General features: G+C 44.2%; 23 protein-coding genes. 7 read left to right on the forward strand and 16 right to left on the reverse strand.

The window, feature by feature from the left end; translation table 11 throughout:
* Nucleotides 1-39: 39 nt before the first annotated feature.
* The 11 genes from G9G54_RS03260 to G9G54_RS03305 form a co-directional block, all read right to left on the reverse strand.
* A complete protein-coding gene (locus G9G54_RS03260; protein WP_165176035.1) occupies nt 40-660 on the reverse strand; it encodes a hypothetical protein in 621 nt (206 codons plus the stop codon).
* A gap of 36 nt (nt 661-696) precedes the next feature.
* Nucleotides 697-1,266 (reverse strand): hypothetical protein, encoded by a 570-nt coding sequence (locus tag G9G54_RS03265; protein WP_165176037.1) that lies wholly within the window; start codon nt 1,264-1,266, stop codon nt 697-699.
* 435 nt (nt 1,267-1,701) lie between these two features.
* Nucleotides 1,702-1,827 (reverse strand): hypothetical protein, encoded by a 126-nt coding sequence (locus G9G54_RS25960; RefSeq protein WP_274597331.1) that lies wholly within the window; start codon nt 1,825-1,827, stop codon nt 1,702-1,704.
* The gene (locus tag G9G54_RS03270; RefSeq protein ID WP_165176723.1) at nt 1,817-3,148 is read right to left on the reverse strand and encodes a helix-turn-helix transcriptional regulator; all 1,332 of its coding nucleotides are present in this window, start codon (nt 3,146-3,148) and stop codon (nt 1,817-1,819) included. The genes G9G54_RS25960 and G9G54_RS03270 overlap by 11 nt, the downstream gene beginning before the upstream one ends.
* 223 nt (nt 3,149-3,371) lie before the next feature.
* Complete coding sequence (locus G9G54_RS03275) at nt 3,372-3,827, reverse strand: GNAT family N-acetyltransferase (RefSeq protein ID WP_165176039.1); 456 nt, start codon at nt 3,825-3,827, stop codon at nt 3,372-3,374.
* 97 nt (nt 3,828-3,924) lie between these two features.
* Nucleotides 3,925-4,602 carry a VOC family protein gene (locus G9G54_RS03280; protein ID WP_165176041.1) on the reverse strand — a complete coding sequence of 226 codons (678 nt, stop codon included), beginning with the start codon at nt 4,600-4,602 and terminating at the stop codon, nt 3,925-3,927.
* Nucleotides 4,603-4,700: 98 nt separating this feature from the next.
* Nucleotides 4,701-5,222: a hypothetical protein gene (locus tag G9G54_RS03285; RefSeq protein ID WP_061831894.1), complete on the reverse strand. Its 522-nt coding sequence runs from the start codon at nt 5,220-5,222 to the stop codon at nt 4,701-4,703.
* Between the two features lie 237 nt (nt 5,223-5,459).
* Entirely contained in the window at nt 5,460-6,635 is a 1,176-nt protein-coding gene (locus G9G54_RS03290) for an MFS transporter (protein WP_165176043.1), read from the reverse strand.
* Nucleotides 6,636-6,711: 76 nt separating this feature from the next.
* Nucleotides 6,712-7,023: an ArsR/SmtB family transcription factor gene (locus tag G9G54_RS03295; protein ID WP_061831898.1), complete on the reverse strand. Its 312-nt coding sequence runs from the start codon at nt 7,021-7,023 to the stop codon at nt 6,712-6,714.
* 130 nt (nt 7,024-7,153) lie between these two features.
* Nucleotides 7,154-9,202, reverse strand: a complete 2,049-nt coding sequence (locus G9G54_RS03300) for an iron ABC transporter permease (RefSeq protein WP_165176045.1) — start codon at nt 9,200-9,202, stop codon at nt 7,154-7,156.
* Nucleotides 9,199-10,194: an ABC transporter substrate-binding protein gene (locus tag G9G54_RS03305; protein WP_165176047.1), complete on the reverse strand. Its 996-nt coding sequence runs from the start codon at nt 10,192-10,194 to the stop codon at nt 9,199-9,201. Before G9G54_RS03305 ends, G9G54_RS03300 begins: the two co-directional genes overlap by 4 nt.
* Before the next feature lie 168 nt (nt 10,195-10,362).
* Here G9G54_RS03305 and infC point away from each other — a divergent pair, with 168 nt between their 5' ends.
* The 3 genes from infC (at nt 10,363) to G9G54_RS03320 (ending at nt 12,619) form a co-directional block, all read left to right on the forward strand.
* Nucleotides 10,363-10,875, forward strand: coding sequence for a translation initiation factor IF-3 (gene infC / locus G9G54_RS03310; RefSeq protein WP_165176049.1), 513 nt, complete (start codon nt 10,363-10,365; stop codon nt 10,873-10,875).
* Between the two features lie 60 nt (nt 10,876-10,935).
* Nucleotides 10,936-11,706, forward strand: a complete 771-nt coding sequence (locus G9G54_RS03315) for an ANT(4')-I family aminoglycoside nucleotidyltransferase (protein ID WP_165176051.1) — start codon at nt 10,936-10,938, stop codon at nt 11,704-11,706.
* 364 nt (nt 11,707-12,070) lie between these two features.
* Nucleotides 12,071-12,619 carry a hypothetical protein gene (locus tag G9G54_RS03320; protein WP_069291561.1) on the forward strand — a complete coding sequence of 183 codons (549 nt, stop codon included), beginning with the start codon at nt 12,071-12,073 and terminating at the stop codon, nt 12,617-12,619.
* Between the two features lie 107 nt (nt 12,620-12,726).
* Here G9G54_RS03320 and G9G54_RS03325 read toward each other — a convergent pair whose 3' ends face one another.
* Nucleotides 12,727-13,110 (reverse strand): DUF423 domain-containing protein, encoded by a 384-nt coding sequence (locus tag G9G54_RS03325; RefSeq protein WP_165176053.1) that lies wholly within the window; start codon nt 13,108-13,110, stop codon nt 12,727-12,729.
* 219 nt (nt 13,111-13,329) lie between these two features.
* Between G9G54_RS03325 and G9G54_RS03330 the strand changes: the two genes are divergently transcribed.
* From G9G54_RS03330 to G9G54_RS03340, 3 genes are all read left to right on the forward strand, one after another.
* The gene (locus G9G54_RS03330) at nt 13,330-13,803 is read left to right on the forward strand and encodes a hypothetical protein (protein WP_165176055.1); all 474 of its coding nucleotides are present in this window, start codon (nt 13,330-13,332) and stop codon (nt 13,801-13,803) included.
* A gap of 32 nt (nt 13,804-13,835) precedes the next feature.
* Nucleotides 13,836-14,687, forward strand: a complete 852-nt coding sequence (locus tag G9G54_RS03335) for a DegV family protein (protein WP_069291558.1) — start codon at nt 13,836-13,838, stop codon at nt 14,685-14,687.
* Nucleotides 14,688-14,844: 157 nt separating this feature from the next.
* Nucleotides 14,845-16,479, forward strand: a complete 1,635-nt coding sequence (locus tag G9G54_RS03340) for an S-layer homology domain-containing protein (protein WP_165176057.1) — start codon at nt 14,845-14,847, stop codon at nt 16,477-16,479.
* A 68-nt stretch (nt 16,480-16,547) separates the two neighbouring features.
* Here G9G54_RS03340 and G9G54_RS03345 read toward each other — a convergent pair whose 3' ends face one another.
* Together G9G54_RS03345 and G9G54_RS03350 are read right to left on the reverse strand one after the other, a co-directional pair.
* On the reverse strand, nt 16,548-18,137 hold the full coding sequence (locus tag G9G54_RS03345; RefSeq protein ID WP_165176059.1) for an amidohydrolase: 1,590 nt from the start codon (nt 18,135-18,137) through the stop codon (nt 16,548-16,550).
* 50 nt (nt 18,138-18,187) lie between these two features.
* Complete coding sequence (locus tag G9G54_RS03350) at nt 18,188-18,880, reverse strand: 4'-phosphopantetheinyl transferase family protein (RefSeq protein WP_165176061.1); 693 nt, start codon at nt 18,878-18,880, stop codon at nt 18,188-18,190.
* A gap of 227 nt (nt 18,881-19,107) precedes the next feature.
* Here G9G54_RS03350 and G9G54_RS03355 point away from each other — a divergent pair, with 227 nt between their 5' ends.
* Complete coding sequence (locus G9G54_RS03355; protein WP_165176063.1) at nt 19,108-20,574, forward strand: RICIN domain-containing protein; 1,467 nt, start codon at nt 19,108-19,110, stop codon at nt 20,572-20,574.
* Between the two features lie 109 nt (nt 20,575-20,683).
* Here the strand turns inward: G9G54_RS03355 and G9G54_RS03360 are convergent, their stop codons facing one another.
* Nucleotides 20,684-21,199 (reverse strand): acyl-CoA thioesterase, encoded by a 516-nt coding sequence (locus G9G54_RS03360; protein WP_165176065.1) that lies wholly within the window; start codon nt 21,197-21,199, stop codon nt 20,684-20,686.
* 100 nt (nt 21,200-21,299) lie between these two features.
* Nucleotides 21,300-21,848: a helix-turn-helix domain-containing protein gene (locus G9G54_RS03365; protein WP_039269838.1), complete on the reverse strand. Its 549-nt coding sequence runs from the start codon at nt 21,846-21,848 to the stop codon at nt 21,300-21,302.
* Nucleotides 21,849-22,007: the final 159 nt, after the last annotated feature.

Below are 22,007 nucleotides of genomic sequence, written 5' to 3' on the forward strand. Positions count from 1 at the left end.
TCAGTCCCTTCATTCAAAGGACAGGTCTTTTTTTTGATTTTATTCCAAACCGTATTTTTCCAATACGGATTCTCTAAATTGTTCTTTGGAGTCTTGTTTTTCCACCGAAGAACTAGGAGATTGAGATGATGGTTCAATAGCAAACTTTCCAAGGTCCATATTGATTACGCTATACTGTCCTTGTGTATTTTTTTTGAGAAAAATAATACTTTTTTCATTTTGCTTCAATTCAGTATAATCCTCATAAGCTATTTTTTTCTTGCCTCCGGCATCATCAATATAAGAAATCGGTTCCACGATAGACAAAGGCTCTTCTACGTTTAATGCTACCCCTTCGGGTGATTTAATAACTTTATCAATTTTTATATTAGTAAGTGTATAAAAGTCTTGTATAGTACCATCATCAAAGCTTGTAACGATATGTTGTCGATCATCAAACCCCTGTAAAGGAGTCCCAATCACAATAAGCTCTGCACTGGAGTCCAATTCGCTTACAGTTTTGTAATCGATATAAGAAGCTTCCAATGAGATTTTTGGAGTATTCAGTTCTGAAAATTTTGAAGAAGCGTTCATAGATGTAAAAAAAATACTCCCTGAAGCAATTAATCCTCCTATCGCTAATACAGAAATGCCCAACTTTATTTTTTTATTCAAAGTCATAACAGTACCCCTTTCCTAAATTAGTTATTACGCTAATTAGTTTCCCCACTTAGCAATTAATGATTGCTTGTCATAGGGTTGAACACCGATAGACTGAATACCTTGTTTCATAACAGAACTACTAGAGGTTGATGGATGCGCTTGAGATAACGTATGGCCGATCTCGTGAGTTGCGTTGGAGGTTTTTTGTACGGAATTCATACCGTAAGCCTGCATCTGATTATGATAAATCACCACCGTGGCATATGCCCATCTATCGCTTACACCTGCCACACCACCAGATGTGTTATACGGAGTTGTCAATCCCAATAAACCAGAAGTAGCTGTAGAACCGACATAATATCTGTCTGGATTCCCACTCGTCGATGTCGTTTTACCAATGTTTACTGATCCAGACGCAGCATTCCAATCAGAACGCGCGGTATCATAGGCACTGGTATAGCCGTTCGTAGAAACAGAGGAATCATAATATGCATTAAAATTGGCTGAGCTTCTTCCTCCGGTAAAGCTAGTTGCAAAAGAAGTGGAACTAATAGAAATCACGGCAATAGATAATATTCCGACCATAGAAAAAAGTTTTTTCTTGGAAGCCAATAGTTTCTTCAAGGTTAGCACCCCTTTTAGGAAATTTGGAAACCTATTATCAATCCTGATGAAATAGAAGATTTACATAGTTGTTGTCCATATTTGATACCCTTTATGTTCCAAACGCTCTCATTAGCCCCGTTTTTGTTCTCAACCACTCCTCTTTTTTACTGGGATATCCCTCCTCTATCAATATACCGATTATTTTTCTTCTTTTCTACATTAAAAACAATATATTCCATAATTCGACATGAATTTGGTCCTTTATTCCTACTTGAAATGTAATGTTGCATGTCTTTTAATAGCTTGAAAATTCCATTTAGTCTCACTTACTCTATGTACTGCAGCAGCCTTATAGTTTATGTACAATAAAACAGGCGATATAAAAAAAGGACCCGACGGATCATTCCATCTTGCCCTTTCACTAAATATATCATCTTATTTCTAACGAAATGATTACATTTCGCCATGAAATGTAATATGATAGCTGGGCTCTTGATCATGAAAATACAAGGGCACAGTCACCATCGCTATTAAAATAAAGCTGCTTGCTAAAAAGGTCAGAAATATTTTACGCTTCATCCTTATCCACCTCATTCATTAAATTTCTGTAGGCTGTCTTCGTCTTAGGTGATGCATACTCCTGATAAGACTCATACAGCCTCATACATTTAATTATATACGATTTATTATTGGAGGATGAAGATTTTTCCAAACAGTTTAATAAAAATTGAAAGCCATCAGAAAATCTTCCTTTGGTCAAATAGTAAATTGCTATTTCCTTTGAAAAATGCATGAAGCGTTCTGTTATAAAGCGTTGAGTATAAAAGCTCTCGACCTTCTGTTCCTCCAGATATGATGAAATATTCACCTCGAATTGCTTTAAAATATCATCTACATCAAAATGGTATCGGTTAGCCGCCTCAAGGATATTATCAAGTGCAGGAAGAACCTCGTCTTTTCTCGAAGAAATATAAGCTACGTAATTGGGAAGAACGCTCTTATCGCCAGAAAGAAGCTTATTTACGTACGTGTTTACTACCGCCCAGTCTTCATACTTAATTTTCCATTTTGAAGTTTCTTCATCTGTATCTCTAATCCAGCTCAAATCAGTATATTTTTTAATATGATGAAACGCGCGTTCATAATCCTTTCTTTCGGCACAAGCTTGTGTACGAAGTAAATGCGAGAATGCCCAATAAGCAAACAGAGGAAAACTTGGTTTCTTTGAATTTTCTTTTTTCACATGATGCCGCTGTTGTTCCATTTTGTATTGAATTTTAGCTTTGTCTCCCAAAGCTTTAGCGAACAGTTCTACTTTGTCCCATTTACGTAACGAACGGTATGTATTCGCCAAATCTTTTAACGCTTCTAACTGATCTATCTCATCTAGTCGTTCAACATATATTTCAAATTGAACTGCCGCCTCATAATTTTTCTCTTGATTGTCTCCTTGCCTCGTATGGAACAAGCGGTACTGACACATAGCGAGGCGTTCTGAGTATTGTTTTTTCTCACTTAAAGCTACATTTTCATAAAGTATGGCTGCCGCTTGGTACATCTTTTCATGAAATAATTCTTCAGCAAGCTCAAATAAGGATTCTGAATAGCCCAACTTATCCATCAAAAGATTGACCACATCATGAATGCAGTCCAGTTTGTTTAATTTCGCACAATTATGTATAAAAGGACTCATTCGACGCCAATTCGGATTAGCCTCTGTTAAATACTCAGACACATACCGTTCGTAGTAATAGCCAACAGGATGCCCCATTGCTATTGTAATTCGGTCTAGCTGATCCACTGAAAGAGTACGGTTCCCATTAATAATACTGCTCATGGTGCCCGGATTCATTTCCGCTGCTCTAGCTAAATCACTTAGGATTAAATCATTATCTCTCATATGTTTTGCTATCTCTGTGAGTATCGTGGTTGTTGTGTTGTACAAAGTAACCACCCCTTATCAGGAACTTATTAGGATATCAGCTCATTAAAAAAGGACTATTGCAATCCAATGATTGTATAGCCTTTCCGCAATTCATTGTACCATCTTTTGGCACAATATCATATACCTTTCAGAACCTTACTTAAGATACCTTTGAAGGGTTTGCAAAGAAAATTAAGCTCTATAAATCCTGAGACATACGAATCATATCTCTACATTGTATGCCATTCTCATAAATTTCTTCTAGATAGTTGTGTCTGACAAAGAAATCTAGATCTACACCAACAATTCTGAACCCACATTTTTGGTAGAGAGCTAACTGCCCAATGCTAGAGTTCCCTGTGCCCACCTCCATCGTTTTATAACCTTGTGTCTTGGCTGTTTCAATTGCATGTGTCACTAATTGTCTACCTATTCCTTTACCATGCATATCTTCTGATACTGCTATATTCACTAACTCAACTGTTTCAGGTCTTGTAGGTAAAAGGACATAGACTCCGACAATATGCTGGTCAATTTCTGCTACATAACACTGCCCTCTTTTCAAATATTCCTCAACAAGTTGGTGCGAAGGATCAGCTAGTAACAAAAGCTCTATTGGATAATTTTCATTTGAATTAAGTAGTCTAATATTCATATATTCTCTCCTGAATGTATTGTGGTCCCCGGACTTCCCTCTTTCGTAGGCTCATTCCAGAAATCCGGGGGTGGTGGCGATGAGATGAAGCCTTAACTTAGATTGATCTCAATTCATACAAACCATTGTGAAGCGAAAGACGGGCAGAGCATGGAGCTTCAAACAAGACACTGGTGTTAAATACGGCCGGAAGCCTATCATCAGGAAACCAAGGCCGTTGCTTGTCTATGATAATAAAGGAACCTTCCACATCCCCTAGCGGTGCGAATTTCTGTCCAGCCCCTCCCCATGAATTAAGTTGGAATGTTTCGGTAATTATTCTAGATACCTCTGGAACATCATCGACCGGAAGACCAATCTCGCTTATACGAAGTATAGAGTTGGGTCCGAAAGCTTCAGCGACTGCATTATCGAGTGTATGATGGGCAATGAATTCAACAAGGTTATGATCTGGATCATAGAAATAAAGCGCTGTTGCATTCCAGTTTTCAAAAAAAAACTCATCATCTTCTTGGGGTCTTGAAATCAATGAAATCCCACGGTCGATTACCCACTGTTTTGCTTCTATGAATTTATTCGTTGGAATCGTAACCGCAATATGATAAAATCCATTCTCCATATGGGGGGATTCCTGGAAAGCAAGAACTGATTCTCCTACTTGAAACGACAACCGCAAAGAGCTTTCCTCCACAACCTGCAAATCCAAGAGAGAGCCGTAAAAAGCTTTCATCGCTTCGAAACTGTGGGTGCCTAAGAGCACTTCTTTTAATTTCAATGCATTAGTCCTCCCCATAAATAATATTGAAGCCCATTAGTCCGTCGTATCCAGATCAGCATTTTATCTCAGACTGTATGAGGTCATTACATTGGTTATTAATTATCCTTTAAATCGCTTAGAAGTTTCGTGTTCACATCTAACGCCGTAAATTGAAGTAGTATATCCTGTTCATCCAGAGCTTTACTTTTTGCCAATTCGAGATAAAGCTTGGGCTGGTCACGAAATGCTCTTGCACTTCCAATCGAGTATGCCTTCTTGAGATATTTATGAGCTAATACAGGGTTGCTCTGATGAAGAAGTGTTTCCGCCATCTGAATATAAGGTTGAGCATGTATAATCCGGTGCCCTGTACCTTCCAAATCTAAAATCTCCTCATTTAAAAGCTCTACTGATCGCTGAGTATGCCCGTTATAATTGAGAATTTGAACGTATTGATGCAAGGTTACACCTGTGATGCCCCATGTATGCTTAGGCTCGGGTATTAGATCCCAAGCCCTCTGTGCTTTTTCTTCGGCCAAGTTGCTATCTAATGGGAGTATATGAGCTGCTTCCTCACCAAGAGCCCAAATTTCCTCTTCCAATGGAGCCTCCAGATCGTGATACATTCGAATATTCATCTATTCCTCCCAGTTAGATAATATAAATTCAACACATAGAGATGTCTACTTCCTCATTGCGATTAGCGAAAACGCTTAATTAAGGATATCACTCCCCAAATGAGCAACGCCAAAATCCCGATAACGATTACGAATGTCATTAAGATCGAAGTCCATACGAAATGCAATCAACATCACCCCATGCATCATTTTATGGTCATCATCGTCTAGAGTACTCTTCTAATATCTCTCCATATTTTAACGCACGTTGACTTCCGTTGCATTCGAATTGAACAATTTTATTTTTATAATCATAGATAAAAACGCCAGCAGTGCAAACATCATTCCGCTCCAGATGAGCTGGTGTATTCCCAAGTGAGAGATAAACCACCCGCCCATAGCAGCCCCTATCGTAATACCCAGATTAGAAAATGAGACAAATAGACTGTTACCAAACTCTGGAGCTTCTTTTGCTTCAGTGGTTAACCATGTTTGACTAATAATAAGCCCCCCGGAATGCACGGTCCCCCAAATGAGCACAACCACAATCATCGGCAGGAAAGAAGCTCCCAGAGCATAAGTGAATACGTAAATGACCATATATAGCAATGGGAACATGATGACGGTCTTGGTCAGATTTTTATGTAATAATCCTCCAAATAAAAAGTTTCCAAAAATCATGACGATTCCAAAGACCATCAACATCATACTGATCCATGACCCGTTCATAAGAGTTACTTCTCCAAGATATTCGGCAAAGTAGCTATACACCGAAAACATAGCTGCAAAGATAAAAATAACAGTCACAATGTTGAACCACAATTGAGGTTTACGTAATATACCAAACTGTTTGCCATAAGACATCTTTTCCTGAACGGGCAGGGAAGGAAGCCATACGAGTATTCCCACAAATGCAATCATGCTTACGACAGCTCCAAACAAGAAAGCAGCTTCTAACGATATCTTTTCAGCAAGATAGGAAGTCAAAGGCACGCCAAACGCAAATCCTACTGTAATTCCAGCGAAAACCTTGGTGACGGCTTTACTACTCTTTTCAGGGGGGACAAGATGAGATGCAATCACGAGAGCGACCGAAAAAAAGACAGGATGAAAAATAGCAGGAAGAACACGAAAAATGAGCATGACCTCAAAATGAGTGGTATAGGCATAGACAATATTAGAAATGACAAAACTGAATACAGCGGTTAATAGAATGACTTTACGATTCATGCCGGAAACGAGTAAGGTCAAGAACGGACCTGAAATGGCAACAACTAAAGAAAAAATACTGACGAGCCAACCAGCCTGGGCAGCTGATACATTGAATTTTTGGGTTACTTGAGGGAGAACGCCTATAATCCCCATTTCCGTTGTAATAATGCCGAATACGCCTAAAGCCAGAATGATAATAAGTAACGGGTTAACCTTTTTCATTTTAAGTATAAGCCTCCAATTTAATTATATATATAGATTTGTAGATATATTATGTGAAAAAAAACCTCCTTTCAGTTTATAGTTCCTTTTGAACGTACTCGGCAAATTCCCGGATTGTTTTTTCATTCCGACGATAGTACGTCCACTTCCCAATACGCTCAGACTCTAACAAACCGGATTTTTGCATCGTTAATAAATAACTTGAAATCACAGACTGCGCAAGTCCCGATTTAGCCTGAATATCTCCCACACATACACCAATTTGAAAATTAAGTCCTTGCTTTAGATAAGCCTGTTCATCAAAAAACTCTTCTGGTTTTTTTAACCACAGCATAATTAGACGACGAGTTTCGTTTGACAATGCTTTATAAATCAATGACGGTTCCATATAAAACATTATATCTATTTTATTAGATTTGTAAATATAAAGTCCATTGATTACGTAGAAAATTAATAATAAAGGCTGCTTCCCCACCGGAAAATCCGTTGGGAAGCAGCCTGTTCAAGTACATATTTAACTACACTGACTTACTCTTATTGGAGCGATACATCAAGTACAGGAAATACGGTGCACCGATCAGTGCGATCAGCAATCCGGAAGGAATTTCGGTCGGCGCAAGCACCGTCCGGCCAATCGTATCAGCCAGCACCAGCATTACTGCTCCCAAGAGGCTCGACAGAACAATGGAGCGGCGTACATGGTGCCCAATCAACGTACGCACGATATGCGGAGCAATCAGCCCGATAAAGCCAATTGTCCCCACACAGGCTACCGCTCCACCCGCCAGCAGCACACCCACTGCCATGGCCAGCAGCCGGGTGCGGCGCACCGGAAGTCCCAGTCCCATAGCGCTGCTATCGTCAAACACCAAAAGATCGAAGCGGCGAGCTAGCCACCAGGCTATTGGCAACAACACGAGCAGAAAGGCCAGAATCGTCGCCACCTGCCCCCAGTTTCGAGCGTAGGTACTACCCGTCAGCCAAATATAGCCTGTGCTGCCCCAAAGCGAGCCTTGGATAATCAGTACCTGAATGCCGGCTGCTCCGATCGCTGATACAGCAATCCCAAGTAGGATGACCACAGACGGGTTTAGGTGCTTGTTCCATGATAAAAAGAAGATCACCGCCGCCGACACCGTCGCTCCGGCAATCGCCGCGATGGGCAGCATATAAACAGGTAGTCCAGGCCAAACGATAATCACTGCAAGCGCACCAAAGCCAGCCCCTGAAGAAACACCAATGATCGAGGCATCCGCTAAGGGATTACGAACGGCTAATTGGATCAAGACACCGCTGACCGCAAGAGCGATACCAGCCCCGGCTGCCACCAGCGTGCGCGGAATTCTAAACTGCAGCAAGGCCGAATTTGCGTTCTCACCTCCGAACAGGCCGGACAATAGATCGCCGACAGGAATTCGCATCCCTCCAAACATCAGGCTGAATACAGTCAACAGCACGACACCGCATCCAAACAACGTGACCAGCCTGCCATACGGTAATTTCCGAGAGCGCACACCTATGTTCATGGAAGACTGCCCGCTAATACCAGAAGGCAGCTTCATTTTCCACAGAATCAGCCAAATTAACCAAGGAGCACCGATCAAAGCCATCATTGCTCCGGTCGGCAGATCCATGCTTGATTGGTGGACCATTTTCGCCAGCACGTCAGCACCCGTCAACAGCAATGCCCCCCAGAGGAAGGAACCGGGCAGCACCCAACGATGCATTTTTAGACCGCTTAAGCGCACCAAATGCGGAGCTACCAAACCCACAAAACCAATGGGTCCAATGACGCTGACTGTAATGGTTGACAGCAGGACAGCCAATACAATTCCCACCGCCCGGGTCAAGCTAACCTTTTGCCCGAGTGACGTGGATGTGGACTCATCCAGATCCAGGACATCAAACTGCCTTGACAGCAGAACGGCAATGACCGAGAGTCCTACGACCCAGGGCCAGGCGTAAGTTGTCCCACTCCAGTCGTTTTGCACAAGCGAGCCAGAACCCCAGAGAAACAGTCCCTGGGTTTCAAATGAATAAAAGATATGCAAAGCTCCGGTAAACGAACCGAGAACCATGGATACAATCAAGCCGGCAAGCGCCAACCGAATCGGACTTCCAGCTCGTCCCCCGCCCATGAAGTAAGCCAGTACCGCTGCTAGCAGGCCGCCGACAGCAGCAAATAAAAACGGCGCCTGATGCAGCAATCCGGGAAACATCACCGCGCCAAGGACGACCACAAAGTAGGCACCAGCGTTAATTCCTAGTGTATCAGAAGCCGCCAGCGGATTTTTGGTGATGGCCTGGAGCAAAGCACCGGCGATGGCCAGTGCACCACCAGCCATGATTCCGATGACCGTACGCGGCATTCGGAGATCCCACACCATGTTATGATCAAGCGTATTCTGACGCTGGGTCAACGCCTCAATTACTGTATGCAGCGGGATTGAAGCCTCTCCATAACACAAGCTTACAAAAAAAAGCACGATGAGGACGATCAATCCGCCCCCAAAGATGCTTCCTACACGCCAAGTCTTCGATAACCCCGTTGTGTCTGTTCGGGTCATTTCGTCAGAGCTCCAACTACTTGATCAACCAGTACTTTGGATGAGATAGGACCACCGAATGTCCATGTTGTACCGTCCAGCGGATAGGTCCGTTTTTCTTTGACAAAGTTCAGTCCGTTCCATACCGAGTTGTTCTTCATCGCGGCTCCAAATACATCGTCCGTCTTTTGTGTAATATAGATAAAATTGCTGTCCTGTACAGCTGGAAGAGCTTCAATGCCAACAGTGCTAAACCCGTATTTCTCGGTCTGGTCCGACTTCCAGTCGTTCACCATGCCGATTTTCGCAAGCGTTCCCACTACAACCGAATTTTCTTTGAACATTCGTAGACTGGCAGCATTTTGAGCTGTAAAGGCCTGTGTCAGCGCATAATGAAAGTCTGCTTTGCCCGCCTTCTCCAATGTAGCCTTTGCATCTACATAGTGCTGGTCAAGTTCGCTTAGGACCTTATCAGCCTGTTCCGTTTTACCGGTAGCTACAGCCACTTGCTTAAAGATTTCAACCATACGGTCGTAATCATAGCCGTTCCCCTTGTAAGGATCGAATTCTATCGTTGGTGCAATTCCTTTAAGCTGCGCATAGATCGCTGCATTGTTATCGGCGTTAGAGATAATAAGATCCGGCTTGAGCGCCGCAATCGCTTCTAGATTCGGTTCGCCCCGTGTGCCGATATCAGTTACGGTATCAGCCAGCTTCGCCTCCGGTGTTACCCACAGCTTGTAGTTTTCATTGTCTGCATTGCCGACCGGCTGTACGCCAAGTGCAATGAGGTCCTCGGTAAACGTCCATTCGAGTACCACGACACGTTCCGCTGGCTTGTCCAGTTTGACTTCCCCGTGGTCGTCCTTAACCGTAACCGGACCAGCCGTTGTGGATGTCTGCTCAGACCCTGCAGTACCTTCCGTCTTCGAGCTATCCCCAGCTGCACCGCAGCCCGCCAATACAATAGTAAAAACTACAAATAATAATAGGCTATTCAACATCTTTTTCATTTCTCTCAATCACCCCTGTATGTATATTGCATTGGAAAATGATAATCATTATCAGTAAAAGATTATAGGGGTTAGTGACTTTTGTCAATACGGATGAATCTAAAATTGAATCACAAACAGGTTCCGTATATGATAGCTTTATCATTGTTTAAGGGAGGCTACATTTACGTGGCAGTATTAATCAACGAGCAAATAAAAGCTGACGAAGTGGTACTCACTGGACTCGCGGGAGAGAAGCTTGGCGTTGTCTCCAGGTCAGAAGCCTTGGCTATGGCCCGATCCCAAGGGGTGGACCTGGTATGTACCTCACTCATGAGCAGTCCACCGCCCTGTAGCTTAGTCGCAAAGGGCAAAGGAAAAGCGCTGGCGCAAAAAGAAACCGCAGCAAGCAAAAATGTCGGCCGAGCCGCAAGAAACAGCGGCAAAGAAAAGGTCAAGGAGCTTCGCTTCACTGCTCATATTGAGGAGTATGATTACGACACGAAGCTGCGTCAGGCAGACAAACATCTGCGTTCCGGCAAACCGGTGCAGTTGGTCGTTAAAGCGTCTGGTGCAAAAGAAGCACCTGTCGCCAAAGCGGTACTAGAGCGGTTACTAGTCGATCTGAAGGAAGCCGGACTCAAGGATACTGGAATCCAGACGGGCGGCAAGGGCTCACAAGTGAAATTAAACCCTCGCTGAATGGCAAATCCGTAAATTGGACAAATCACTAAGACCGTAGGAAGCAGAGGGAGATCACTAATGGACATGAATGGACCTGTCAACATTTCTCGAAGTGAGAGACTTCAGACTTGCCACGAAATAGCTGCGAGGTTACATGAAGTATACAGAGACAAAATTCTGGCTATAGGGATCTATGGATCTGTTGCCAAAGGTACTGACGGCCCTTTTTCGGACATTGAAATGTTTTGCGTACTGAGTGAACCAAACGGCCCCGTAGAATTTAGCCATGAATGGTCGGCAGGGCCCTGGAAAGCTGAGGTGAACGTCTGTAGTTCAGACATTCTTCTTAAAATTGCCTCTACTGTTGAGGGCGATTGGCCGTTGACACATGGACCCTTCTTTTCCCCACTTCGTCTGTATGATCCTAAAAACTTTTTTTCTATATTAAAGGAAGCGGCCGAATCCCCAACAAAGGAAGATTTCAGGCATGCCATCAACGAAGTGCTTGTAGGTGAAATGTATGAGTTTATAGGAAAGCTTAGAAATGTCTGTGTAAATGGCCCTCATACCTACTTGCCTTACTTGGGAATGCAGTTTGCCCAATATGGGGCTATGTTAGTTGGGTTGCACAATCAGAAGCTTTTCTCAACGGGTTCAATGGTTCTACCGGAGGCCCTAGAACTACCAAGTCGTCCAGAAGGATTTGATCATATCGTTAAGCTGGTCATGTCTGGAGATTTAGCTGAACCAGCGAAGATCATTTCAGCCTGTGAAGATTTCTGGAGTGGTCTTGTGAGTTGGGCAGTCGAACATGATTACCTTATTCGATCACAACGAATCCCCTTTTGATCGAAAATAAAATTTACTTTAATTGCGCTTACTATAATATATGTTTTTGATATGCCCCCTCCCCCTTTCGTTAAGGGGGATTTTACTTTTCTTCTGGATGTATGATACTTCTTAGTTATATTTTTCCACTGTAATATATTTAAAATTTAAACCACTTGATTTCACCCCCTACCTCCTTTATTCTCTGTATATGTAACTCTGGCTTTGCTTATCTGAGAAAATATTACGCATAGGGCTTTATATAGATTTTATTTTTGTTAATATCCAACAACAGGGCCTTAGGCACTATGATAGATTACGTTTTAATGATATATTGATAGGTACTATAAAAGACTAATTACCCATGGCTTGGGCTGGAGGATGTATGCAAAAGGAATCAAATCAAGACGAAACCAGTTATTTATTTAATGTAGATGTATTAGTTAAAGGTCGTTCGAACGTAGAGGCCCTTCAGTTCCTGCTTAATCTCTTGAGCCAAAATGAACAAATTGCGGATAGCCGGATTCAATCCGGTATCGAACTTGGCAATTTAATTGAAGCTGCACTGTACCTAAAAAAACAGTCGGCCGTGAATAACCCATCTAATGCAGCCGCTACGCTCGCGGAAAAATTCTCTAAAAAGAAATCAGCCGCAATTACGAACAAGCCACCAGTCGTTCAAGAGATCAAACAATCCCACGTACAGCCAAAGCCTGCAATTCAACAAGACCTTAGTACGTATGAATGGATCAAACGCTATATTCAAGATAACACGCTTGTACGGTTAATCGTGAACCGCTATGGCGGACAGCGCAGCATTCCTTGCCGCATCCTCAATCTGGATCATGATAATAGCCTGCTGAGTGTGTATCATGTAGATGAGAAGCAAGTGTACTCCTTTAAAATGAATGAGATCGATGAAATCACATCGTAAATGTAAATACTTCACAAAAAAAACGAAGCATGAAAAAAAGAGAACGGGCAGGAAAACATGACGTCTTTCTTGTCCATTCTCTTTTTTTGCATTATCCGAAAAGAACTCTAATCCTCTTTCATCAGACCCATGGCAGCCCATGCCAGCAATACCCATCCTGCAATAAAACACACGCCTCCTAGAGGGGTAATAGCCCCCAGCACACGGATTCCAGTCAAACTTAGCACATACAAGCTACCAGAAAACAAAATGATACCCGTCAATAACAGACGCGCTGCCCATCTTAAACGGTTGGAAGGCCCCCACTGTCCGGCAGCCAACGCAATGATCAGCAAACCGACAGCGTGAATCATATGATATTTCACACCTGTTTCATACACGGCCAAAGCATCCGCGTCGATCCGGGCTTTCACAATATGTGCCCCGAACGCTCCAATGGCTACCGCCAACATCATCATTATAGATCCCACAAATATCCATTTTTGTTGCATGTTTGTGTACTCCTTTTCATCTCATCCTTTTAGCCGAATGTTCTTCTTATTTTATCGAAACCGTATGAAGTTTACCAGCCAGCGATTGTGAACAGACCGCATACAGAATTGGATGATTAGACCCTGTCTTTTGAAGGGTAATGTGTAGGATGGCTTGCTTTTTTGTTTATTTTGTGGAAAATTAGTACCTGTTCGGACTATGTTCAAGGAGTGGAAAAAATGAGTTACCAAGATCCTAATTTGCAAAAACCTGCTGCGTCTGAGGAGCACCCTGTTTTTTCAGAAGCTCCTGTGTTTCAGCCTCCGGTCAAGCTCAAACATTCCGGTCCCGGAATTGCTTCTTTTATTATGTCGCTTGTCAGCCTGATCGGATATATTATTCTGGCTATTATGGTCATTAATCTGCTGGCTCATTTCAGCCAATACCAAACGTTGAACCCGGAAGTCGCTCTACAGCAAACCGGAACGGTATTGCTTCCTTTTATTTTTTTAGGCAGCCTGTTGCTGAATTGTAGCGGACTTGTGGTCGGTATCATTGGAATTGCGTTAAAAAACCGTAAGAAAACCTTTGCTATTACAGGCTTAATCATTAATGCACTTATTATTGCGGGCTTTATTGCTCTTCTGGCCATCGGTCTTTCCGTTCCGAATAGCACAGCGGATATCTATCCTTCCTCCGTGCAATCTTTATAATTTTTCTGCATCACACAGAGAGGATTCAATGTATGAACAAAATTAAAATTTTTGCCGACAGTACCAGTGATGTTCCTGCTCACTGGCGTCAACAGTACGAGATTAGCATTGTGCCATTGTATACAGTATTTGGTGATGAGGCATTGCAGGATGGGGTGAACATTCACCCGGAACAATTATTTCAACGTGTAAGCCGCGAGGGACATTTACCGCGTACCGCCGCACCTTCTCCGTCGGATTTTATTCAAGCCTTTGCGCCCTACATAGAACAAGGGGACGACATTTTATATATCAGTCTGTCTTCCGAGCTATCATCTACGTACCAGAATGCGCTACTCGCTGCCTCTGAATTTCCGGAAGGCCGCGTTACGGTTTTTGATTCCTTGAATTTATCGTGCGGCTTTGGCCTGCTTGTGATGAAAGCTGCTCGTGCGGCAACCAACGGCAATACGATAGAGCAGATTGTAGACATGTTGACGAAAACCAGGCCGCTAATAGACACGGAATTTGTCATTGACACACTTGAATACCTGTATAAAGGCGGAAGATGTTCAGGCATGCAAAACCTGATCGGCAGTCTGCTCAAAATTCGTCCGGTGATCAAAGTGATTGACGGAAAAATGACGCCTGCCTACAAAGTCCGCGGCAAACGTGAAAAAGCTTTGGATCAGATGCTGCAAAATGCACTGAATCAACGAGATCAGATGGATAACGATATCATTATTGTCGTGCACGCTTTGGCCGAGGAAGATGCGCTGATGCTGCAAGCTCGTTTGAAAGAAGAAACGAACGCACAAGAGGTACTGCTAACGACAGCAGGCTGTGTCATTTCCAGTCATTGTGGTCCACAGACCATCGGTATTATGTATGCCAAAAAAGCATAGTTTATCCAATATCAAACCCGTTGCCGCGTAGGTGGCGGGTTTTTTGGTGTTTTTCCAGCAATTTAGCAATGAATAACCTTCCTCTTTTTGATAGTATTATTCGTCGAGTAACGATATATGAGTCTACAATCTATCATAAAAAAGAAGGTTATTTGGTATGAGTTCCAAACGATCACGTTGGTTAACCAGGCTCACCCTTTCAGCAACTGCAGCCATCACAATATTCACAATATTCACAACATTCACTTCATACTTAGCTGCTCCAGCAGCAGCATCCGGTGCTACGTTCCAAGATATTGCACACAGCTATGCCTATCAGTCTATTATTTCCCTGCACGCTAAAGGAATTTTGAACGGTACACAACCTGGTTACTTCTCTCCTAAAAAGGCTGTTACCAGAGCCGAATGGGTTACCGCACTGGACCGTACACTCGGTCTGGAGCCTGTACAAGCGGCCGTTACCTCCTACCGAGATGTTGCCAAAAAGACGTGGTACTATGGATGGATTGAAGCAGCTTCTCAACTCAATATCGTTCAGGGGGGAACGTCTGCGACATTTCAACCTAATAGTCCTATAACCCGTCAAGAAGCGGCCTTGATGATCGCACGTCTCATCCGCTCTTCGGGTCGATCAGGAGATGCTACTTCCTCCTTCACAGATACTGACGAAATTGCAGATTGGGCTCTTGATGCGGTAACCACCGTAAATAGTTACGGCTTTATGAAAGGTGAAAGTAACTATTTTCATCCTGCATCCTCTCTGACCCGTGAAGAAACAGCAGTATTGTTGGAGCGACTGCTAGCGTATTCAACAAAGCATGCTAACCAAACTGCTTCCACCGCTTCTTCCATCCGAATAGGCTGGCAATATGATCAAACCGTTCAGCAGTTTGAAAATACGGTGCTTCAATCCAACATCAACACCCTGTCACCACGTTGGTTTTTTCTAAATGAAACAGGTATTATCAGCGATTATACCAATTCGTCGCTTCTTGCCTGGTCCAAACAGCATCATAAAAATATCTGGGCGATGGTAGGCAACCGTTCCAATTTGGCACTGACACACCAAATTCTGTCCAGTGAGGTTCTACGAAATACAACCATAACTCAGCTTGCTAATGCCGTATCTGTATACGGTTTGAACGGGCTTGTCATTGATTTTGAAAATGTAGATGGTCAGGATCGCGCCAATTTAACATTGTTCGTCCAACAATTAAAAGCTAAGTTGAAGAGTCAGAATACGGTACTGGCGATTTGTGTATCCCCTGATTACGGAACGGACTGGACTGCCGCGTTTGATTATAAACAGCTTGGCGCTGCGGCAGACTATCTGATCCTGATGGGATATGACGAGCATTGGGGAGGTAGCTCGATCCCCGGCTCTGTGTCCTCACTGCCATGGCTCCGTGAAAGCGTGCGGCGTTTTGTACAAACCACCCATCCGGAGAAAGCGATCTTGGCGTTGCCATTATTTACACGGAACTGGACGCTTAACGCTAGCGGACATTCAATCGCTTCCTCTGATATATCACTAGATCAGCAAAACCAGCTAGTATCCCGTTCCGTCTCCAAACCTATTTGGAATGAGGATATTCAGCAGTATACCGTGTCTTACAAAGACACACAGCTTCATAAGCTGTGGCTTGAGGAAGGACGATCCTTCACTCGTAAGTATCGCTTGGGGCAGGATGCTGGGTTTGCTGGCTTCGCCTACTGGTATCCGGGTGGAGCAAGCTCTGATCTGTGGTCCAGTGTAAAAAACGCAGACCGATTTATACAGCGTGGTTTATAAAATACAAAGCCTTCAACCTCACATGAAAAGTGAAGTTGAAGGCTTTTGGCATAATACTTATCCCCAGCCTATGACCGATATACAACTTTCCCGTTTACAATTGTCATTCGTACCTTAACATCAAGTAAAGCTTGCGGACTTTCCGATACATCACGGTCAATGACTGTAAAGTCAGCGGCCTTCCCTTCAGCTATCGTCCCTCTTTCATCAGCCTCGCCGGCTGCTACTGCGCTTCCCGTGGTAAACAAACGAATGGCTTCATGTACATCCAGCTTTTCAGCGGGAAGATAGCCCTCATGCATTTCTTCCGGCTTGGCGCGAGTCACGGCCGCATGAATACCAAGAAAAGGGTTTAACGGCTCAATCGGCGCGTCACTACCTCCAGCACATGGAATGCCTGCTTCCAGTAGCTTTTTCCAGGCATATAAATATTCAGTCCGTTCTTTCCCCACCCGATCCAGTACCCAAGGGAAGTCACTTGCGACAAAACGGGGCTGGATGTCCGCGATCAGCGGCAGCTTCGCCATTCTCTTGACCAAATCACCCCTAAGCACCTGTCCGTGGATCAGACGGTCTGGCAAACCGCTTTCCTCCGTGAGCGCATGGGCCTCCATCGCTGTCAAAATCATGTGCGTCGCCCCATCTCCTATGGCATGCACAGCCACGGGATAGCCTGCGGCTCTGACAGCAGCCACCATCTGATTCAGCTCCGGCTGCGGTTGGATCGCCATTCCACAGGTATGTGGAGCATCACTATAAGGTTCGGATAATAAAGCCGTTCTTCCACCAATAGCGCCATCGGCAAACATTTTTATCGCACCGATTTTAAACCACTCATTTCCGGTACCTGCACGCAGCCCTTGCACTTTCACTTCTTCCAAAAATGGATGATAGATGAGCTGGTGTGTGCGAAAAGGAAGACCTTCTTCCCTCAGCTCCCTGTAAATTCGCTGCATCGTCTCCACGCTGCCCAAAAAACGTAAATCCTCTGTGTGCGCAGCAGTCAAACCAAGCCTTAGCACATCCATACAAGCCCGCCGAATCGTATCCTTCTTAACCGAGTAATCCGGCTCTGGCTGCACGCTAGTAAAGGCAAAGGATGCTTCCTCATAAATCAATCCGTTCAACCGTCCATCTGCATCTCGCCCATAGGCTCCCGAAGCCGGATCAGGGGTGTCCTCGTTAATACCCGCACGTCGAAATGCCTCTGAATTGGCCAAGAACGTATGAAAGCACGTACGAGTGAGATATACCGGATGCTGATCTGTAATGGCATCCAGCTCGGCTATATCCGGTATTTCAACAGGAATAAACGCATTTTCATTCCAGTTGAGTCCTAAAATCCATTCTCCCGGCGGTGTTACAGCGACCCGTTTGCGCAGCATAGCCAGCATCTCTTCCTTGGAGGTAGCTGATGTTAAATCCAGCATAGCCAGCTTCATACCATGCATAGACAAATGCATATGTGAATCGGTTAAGCCTGGCAGTACATAGGCGTCTTCCCAATCCACAGTTTCATATTCCTTACCGGACAACTGTAATTCAAGCTCCCGAGCATACCCGATAGCCTGTATCCGTCCATGCTGTACAACGATGGAGTCTCCTTTGGAAGCCCACTCCCCATACAACCGGCCGTGCTTGAACAAAACGAATGTCAACGCCACTCATCTCCTTTTTTCAACTATACGCAATCCACTTCATATTACGCCTATGTTGCCACTTCCAAGTGTAGTGTATTTATATCTATCTGCTGCACCTGCTGGGCAAATTGGTCATGAGCTGCACAGACAGCCATTTTATAATCCTGATCCAGCTCATACTGCTTAAAATGACAATACTCGGTGGTAAAGCCCTCTGTCGTGAAGCCTATGAATGGTTGTGCCTTTAGCTCAAATGAAAAAGACTTCAACGGTAGGGTTAGTCCCTGCCCCTCGGCCTTGACAAAGCTTTCCTTAAGCGTCCATAGATCGTAAAAATACGATAAGCGGCTGTCTGCGTCCTGACGCATTAACGCATTATACTCTGTGTCTGAAAAGCACACTCTACCTACCTCAAAATCAATAGGACGGAGCTGTTCAATGTCGATTCCAAGCGGGTGATCATCAATAGCGCATACCACCCATTTTCCCGAGTGAGAAACATTAAAATGGAATGTGGGTGCATTGATCAAGGAAGGCTTACCGAATGCATTGTATGTAAATTGAAGACTGGCATTAGATACCTTCAATTGCCGGCAGGCCAACCATCTTAGCAGCACATCGGCATATAAGCCTCTCAAAGCATCTTCCCGATGTAAAAAACGATCTAACTTGTGCTGCTTTTCCAGCGAAACCTGATTTACCAGTGATTCGTAATGCTCCTCAGCCTCCGGCTTGCTCGTATCAATCGCGTATATTTTCATGGTTGCCTCCTGTATACCTAATGAATATCAGCCAGTTTGTAACACTCACCGTTCGATGGAAGTCTGTTAGATATGGATGGCGTGTGCCGTGTACATGGTCAATATACTACTCTAGCACTTTCAATTCAATATGGATACAATTGGGATAAGTAGCTCTACTAAAACTACTTCATAGAGTCCATTAATGAAAGCGCTTTAAAATAACACATACAGAGGAGGACGAAACAATGAAATATGATTTTGCCCGCTTGCTGTGTATTATGCTCTCTATTTTGCTGACGTTGAGCATTTTTCAGATGTTTTCACCTAAGATCGCTTCAGCCGCTTCAGCGAATGTTGTGAATGGCATTCAGTTTAAAGATACAGATGGAAACGTGGTCCATGCCCATGGGGGTGGTATGATTAAAGTAGACGGTTACTATTATTGGTTTGGTGAAAATCGTAATCCCAACGGCACGTTCAAGGCGGTATCCGCCTACCGTTCCTCTGATTTAAAAAACTGGGAGTTTCGTAAAAACGTACTGACCAGTAGCTCCGCCGTAGAGCTGAATGTTTCGAATATTGAACGTCCGAAAGTGATTTATAATGAAAAAACACGTAAATACGTATTATGGATGCACAAGGAGAATGGGGTTAATTACAACGAGGCCCGAGTGGCTGTCGCCTCTTCCGATACGGTGGACGGCGATTACACGTATCAGGGCAGCTTCCGTCCTCTGGATTACGATTCGCGCGATATGACCGTATACAACGATAACGGTACAGCTTACCTCATTTCGGCTACCCGGGTAAACGCAGATCTGAACATTTATCGTCTGACACCGGATTTTCTGCAAGTTGAATCGCTGGTGACTACACTTTGGCCTGGACAATATCGTGAAGCTCCGGCGATGTTCAAAAAAGGAGACGTCTACTTCCTGATTACATCCGGGGCAACCGGCTGGAATCCCAACCAGGCCAAGTATGCTACCGCATCCAGCATTGAAGGAACCTGGAGTAATACGATAAACTTCGGGGATGGTACGACATATGGTTCACAGTCGGCTTACGTGATCCCTGTTGAAGGTGCCCAGACAACTTCATACCTGTATTTGGGCGACCGTTGGGCGGGTGCGTGGAGCGGTCCTGTGCAGGATTCTCAATATGTATGGTTGCCACTGCGTTTTCCAACAGCTACTTCATTAGCCATGGATTGGTTCGACAGCATTAATATTGACACCGCCAGTGGTGTGGTCGAGGGGATAACGACGCCAATTGCCATTGATCCGGATGACTATTATCAGCTAGTGAATCGCAAGAGCAATAAGCCACTAAGCATTATTGGCAATGCAACGACAGACGGCGCAGATCTGGAGCAGCGTGCAAATTCCGAGGCAGCAAACCAGCAATGGCAGCTCAAGGATGCAGGCAGCGGATATTATAAAATTATGAACCGCAACAGCGGAAAGCTAATTGGTGTTGAAAGCGGTACGACAGCAGACGGTACAGTTATTGAGCAGTGGAGCGACGGAGGCTGGTCCAGTCAGCATTGGCAATTAGTATCCGTAACCGGTGGTTATTACAAGCTGAAAAATCGGGCAACCGGCAAACTGATCGATATTTCTGAAGGCGCCACCGCCGATGGAGCTAAAGCCATTCAATGGGGCGATAACGGTGGGACAAATCAGCATTTCCGTGTAGTTAAAGTAGAATAGCTCAAATTATTTTCAAAAGGAGCCGTATTCCAAGCAGATCATGGTCGACTGCTAACGGAAAAGACGGCTCCTTTTACGTAAAACGATGAAATTGATAATCTCTAGTACGTTACAGTTCCCACGGATAATCTGTTGTCAGAAAATTAGCCAGCTGCTTGCTTTCTTCCCTCCGCTGACGCCGTATGGCTGCGCGTGATGGAGCCGTCTGGTGCAATTGTAACTGCTCTTCTGTTTCTGGAATCACCTGCGGCACGGTCACTTTACGGTTGTTCTCGTCCAATGCCACAAAGGTCAGGAAGGCGGTGGCTGCGATTTTTCGGTCGCCAGTCATCAGTCCTTCACGAATTACCTTTACGAACACCTCCATCGAGCTACGGCCTGTCCAGGTTACGAACGCTTCCAGCGTGACAGAATCACTCGGATGGATAGGTAGCAAAAAATCCACCGAATCCGTAGAGGCTGTAACCGTGTTCGTACGACACAGCTTAGCAGCTGCAATAGATGCGATATCGTCGATATACGACATCAATCGGCCGCCGAAGAGCGTGTTATGATTGTTGATATCGTTGGGAAATACTCGGGACGTCTTGAAGCAGTAGGTTTCTCGGATGTACTTGCTTTCCATGGGTTCTTTCCTCTCTTTTCCTCGTTGCTCTCTTTTTATATCTCTGGATTTTGCAAAATCCTGATGTGGAAGCCTGTTTTAGACTATGCTAATCATCCCACTAATCCGCATAATAAATCAATACATAAAAATCGGCATCCTCTTCCGAATCATTGCGGTAGGTATGTATGTCAGATACTTGAAATTGCACAGCATCCCCTGCACTCAGCTTGAGCTGTTGCCCCTGCATTTCAAAGTACATCTCCCCACGGATCATGAGAATCGTTTCCTCACCCAGATGCTTCTCTGCCTGGTGTGTAAAGCCTGGCTTCAGACTTACCGTGAACACCTCAAACTTCTTTTCAGCGTGATACGGGAATACAGGGTAAACAAAATAGTTACCGTCCTCATCAATAACCGGATGCAGGTCTTCCCTCCGAATCTTCGTGATTTGCGGCGGGTCTTCTTTGAGAAAGGTGGAGAAGGATACATGCAAACCGTTCGCAATTTTCCAAAGGGTTGTTACCGTAGGATTGGATTTCCCCTTCTCAATCTGAGCCAGCATCCCTTTGCTGACCCCTGTCAGTTCAGCCACCTTATCCAAACTTAATCCTCTAGTCTTCCTGATTTGGGCCAAATTAGAGCCAATAATATGCTGCATTGAATCCACGGATGTTGCCTCCTTGTATCCAAAAGTCTATATAAGAAGAATACACAATTTAATCGAGAGAGGTTCATTCGAACATGAATCTACAACTAAGTCTTAACAGACTTATTGCTATCTAGCTTACACAAACTCATTATCTTATCCAATATAAAAAAGTGTCAA

The organism is Paenibacillus sp. EKM212P, assembly GCF_011066115.1.
Lineage (GTDB): Bacteria > Bacillota > Bacilli > Paenibacillales > Paenibacillaceae > Paenibacillus > Paenibacillus polymyxa_B.